The 3853-nt window shown below is 56.5% G+C and carries 2 protein-coding genes; one reads left to right on the top strand and one right to left on the bottom strand.

Annotated elements, in window-relative coordinates:
- Positions 1–357 precede the first annotated feature (357 nt).
- A complete protein-coding gene (locus WCJ41_RS20495; RefSeq protein ID WP_336907690.1) occupies positions 358–531 on the bottom strand; it encodes a hypothetical protein in 174 nt (57 codons plus the stop codon).
- Between the two features lie 963 nt (positions 532–1494).
- Here WCJ41_RS20495 and WCJ41_RS20490 point away from each other — a divergent pair.
- A complete protein-coding gene (locus WCJ41_RS20490) occupies positions 1495–3168 on the top strand; it encodes an arylsulfatase (RefSeq protein ID WP_336907689.1) in 1674 nt (557 codons plus the stop codon).
- The last annotated feature ends 685 nt before the right edge of the window (positions 3169–3853 follow it).

Raw genomic sequence — 3853 nt, 5'->3', positions numbered from 1 at the left:
AAGATCACGGAATGGCGCAACCCACCAACGACAAGCAATTGAATTTATTCGGTTTCTAACCGGACACTAGTGAAATCCGATCAGTATTTAGTGATCTCGCTTACCGGTCAGAACTTCGGCGCCACCGTTCCTTCAACCACTCATCCCCCTGCCCCCGCCTCTCGGCCTGACGCCACGCAGCCTCCTCCTCCGGCGGCGTCCTCTTCGAAAAGTAGCGCCAAGCCAGTGGCAGCAGCGCCTTGCCCAGCCGTGGCACGAACTCGATCCAGAAGGAAGGTCGCTGCGCCACGAGAAACGCCCCGGCCCCAAGGCCGAGAAGCACTACCGTTACCGCGACGCCCTCCTGCCAGCTCATGCTCAGGCCACCTTCTCGTTGGGGATGGCCCAGACCAGCACCGGCGTGACGAGACCGATGATGGTGGCGATGGTGTCAGGGGTCGCCCAGGGCAGCTGCAACCCGGTGTAGGTCTGGACAATAAACAGGATGCCCATGATGGCGGCTACCAGCGCCTTGTCGATCGACGTCAACATTGAGACGTCTCCTATGCTTCGTTGGTGGAAAGGGCGCCGTTGACGGATGGCTACGACCGCGACATCATTCTCACAAATCTGGGAAAGACTTGCCGATAGTAATCCGTCCCCATTGAAGTGGTCCGATTTCAATTATTCCTCATGGCTTCAAGAAGGGTCGGAATTTTGACTCGCGCCAGAACTGCCTGGATGATTCAACTCCCGCTCTGAGCGGGGGCGTATCATTTTCCACCTCTCTCGCCGCCCACCGCCGCTCCACTAATCCCCCACCCCGCCCCGGTTGCCGTTCAGTGTTAGATCGGCAGCTTCGCAAGCTGCATGTGTGACCTGTGACCACGGTCGTCATCCACTACAACCTCGATCGCAAGAGTTGAGAGCAGATCACGAAGGAGCATCAGGGGGCGACGGCGGAGGTCGTGACTGGCTCGCGATGATTGACTCTTGTGGCTTACCGTAGCTGCATAGCGTGGTCGCACTCATGGAAAAGCGATCATCGCCTGTAGCGCCATATCAAGCTCATAAGGTTGCGCATTGAATGCTGACCGAAAACGCATTGAAAGATACGAATAGTTTTATAAAAACCGAAAAAACTAAGTGATTATACCCGTTGTAAATCCCGTGCTTTGTCTATTAGTTCGTAGACTGATTTTAATTTATCTAACTTTCTAGTGACTGGAGCGCTTTTCTGAAAGCTCCGCGGCCAGGGCACTCCTCTCAACCACCGCTGCCTTTTTGGGCGAGTGTGCTTCTAATCGAATCCGTAAGTTCTACAACACGGTCACCACTACGTCGACCTCGGGCGAAAAAACTCACTCTGTCGGGCGAGGCGAACCCTCATTCGCCGAGTGTGCTGGATGGCGCGATATTCTCGTGGAAGGCGGGACGCAATAGAGACACGGCTATGAAGACCTTGGACCAGCATCAACCAGAGTTGATACCCGCCCCGAATGGAGGAATGTGAGCATGAATCGAATCGGAAACCTGTGCCGTGGACTGCTGGGACTGTTCGCAGTCTTGGCGCTTGTAAGCGCACCCGCAGTCGCGCAGAAGAAACCAAATATCATCATGCTCATGAGCGACGATGTGGGCTGGGGGGACTATGGGGTGTACGGCGGCGGCGTAGCACTCGGACATCCCACGCCAAACATTGATCGCATGGCCAAAGAAGGTGCAACTTTCACCAGTTGGTACGGTCAGGCAAGCTGCACGGCCGGACGCGCCTCGTTCATGACCGGACGCATCCCGATCCGAACGGCGCTGTCTGTCGTTGTCGTTCCCGGTGACCCCAATGGCCTGAAGGCGGAAACGCCGACAATCGCCGAATTCTTCCAGAAGAATGGCTATTCTACTTACTTCTCCGGCAAGTGGCATCTCGGCGACGCACCAAAATTTTACCCGATCGAACACGGCTTCGATGAGATGAAGAATTTTGCCGCCTACTACCCGGGAGTCTACGCCTATAGCGACACGGCACCCAACGCCCATCCGTGGTTCCCGAAATACAACGCGGCCTACTGGAAGGAATATCAACAATTCGTAAACCTCTACGAATGGGAAGGCACGGCGGGCAAGCCGGCGGGCAAGGGCAACAACGGCGCGATGATCACGCTGGAGAATCTGGCCGATTTCGACGTCCGTCAGACGGATTCGGCGGTCGCCTACATCAAGCAGCACGCCCAGAGCGATAAGCCATTCTTCATGAGCGTGAACTTCATGGGCATGCACCAGCCGACCAGCCCAAATAAGGCATTCCAGGGCAAGTCACATCTTGGCAACTACTCAGACAAGATGATCGAAATGGACTCTAACATCGGCCGCATTATGGACGAAATCCGTGCCGATGCTCCGGACACTATTGTCATCCACACGGCAGACAACGGCGCCTGGCAAGACGCATGGCCCGATGCCGGTACCACTCCGTTTCGTGGCGAGAAAGGTACGGGTTTTGAAGGCGCATTCCGGGTTCCGGGAATCATGTGGGCTCCAGGTAAAATCCCGGCAGGTCTCGTTCTTCATGAGATGATGTCGCACATGGATGTCTGGCCCACGACCGCGTCGATGGTTGGGCTCAAGGGACCGGTCAACGGTGAAATCAGCGACAACAATGGCAAGCCCATCTATTTCGACGGCGTGGACAATAGCGCTTACGTAATTGGCAAGGCCATGCATTCAGCGCGCGGCTCGTGGGTCTATACCGATGGCGAGACCTTCCTCGGTGTACGCACTGACATTGGTGATGATCCAGAGACGCCATGGCTCAGGATTGCGTGGAAGGTCCTCTACTCGTCGAAGGATACTTGGCTAGGCCCCACGCTGAACCTCGGCGCCATAGGCGCAATTTACAACCTCACCATGGATCCGTACGAGAAATACGACATGATGTTCAACGGGGCGGTAGCGACGCGCAACCCGACCTCGTCGCCGGGTCGGTATGCCGGCATGGACAACGGCTGGGCCGGGGCAATGCTGGGCGAAGTGATCACTGAGTTCGACAAGTCGATCGTGAAGTATCCAAGCATGACTCGTTCCCCCGGCGGCGCCTCCAACGATTTGGTGCCGAATCTGCAAATGCCCGACAATCCAACCCCGCTCTTGGATCCGTTTATGGCGCCGAAGGTAAAAGGTAACGGCGGCTAAAGCAGAGTTCGACAGTGATACAGGCGGGCCGTCTTCCACAAGATGGCCCGCACCTTTCCAATCGACCGACAACAGGCGGCAGTTTCCGATACTGATCCGCGGCCTGTCACCAAGGCTGTCATTTGTCGGCGCGCTGACCACAAGGGGTTGGGTTCCGACACGGCCGTGGATCTTGACGCGCTTGGCCTCTGATGAAGTGGTGATCAACCTCCAACGAGTGAAGCGGTAGCGTTATACCAATCCGCGTTGAGGGTGACTCTGGCGGCTTCACAAATCAGCTGTGAATTGATTCAATGTGGCAAACAGGGAGCGATGCCGTGCCTGCTTTGCCACTTCGCACGGATACGGATTGTGACGCCAAACCTCAACCGTGATCGGCCCCCACTGGGTGGTCCGGTTTGAATGTTAGTGCATGATTGGCTTGGGCGCCAGCGCCGGCGGCGGCGCCGATCGGGGTAGCGCAGCCGCCCGCGCAGACTGTGGAATGAAGACCTCGGGGGCTACCGACAGAGTGAATCACGCATCTTGACCGCAGTGAATCGCGAAATGAATTTGCAAGGAAACCACAGCCGAGGGCCTGCTTTCCTGCGAAATCGAAGACTTCGAACCTCTCGATCAGAGTCTGAAATCAACAGCTTGGGAATTGTTCACAGGGGACCAAGTACTTATCGCCAGGAGACGCGGG

Origin of the sequence: Aestuariivirga sp. (assembly GCF_037139295.1) — a bacterium.
In the GTDB taxonomy this organism is placed as follows: domain Bacteria; phylum Pseudomonadota; class Alphaproteobacteria; order Rhizobiales; family Aestuariivirgaceae; genus Aestuariivirga.
This window is presented reverse-complemented; position numbering and strand designations above follow the sequence as displayed.

What these genes read in the sequence shown, in the direction of transcription:
- WCJ41_RS20490 (WP_336907689.1), top strand. Translation starts at nt 1,495, where the DNA reads ATGAATCGAATCGGAAACCTGTGCCGTGGACTGCTGGGACTGTTCGCA.
- WCJ41_RS20495 (WP_336907690.1), bottom strand. Translation starts at nt 531, where the DNA reads ATGTTGACGTCGATCGACAAGGCGCTGGTAGCCGCCATCATGGGCATC.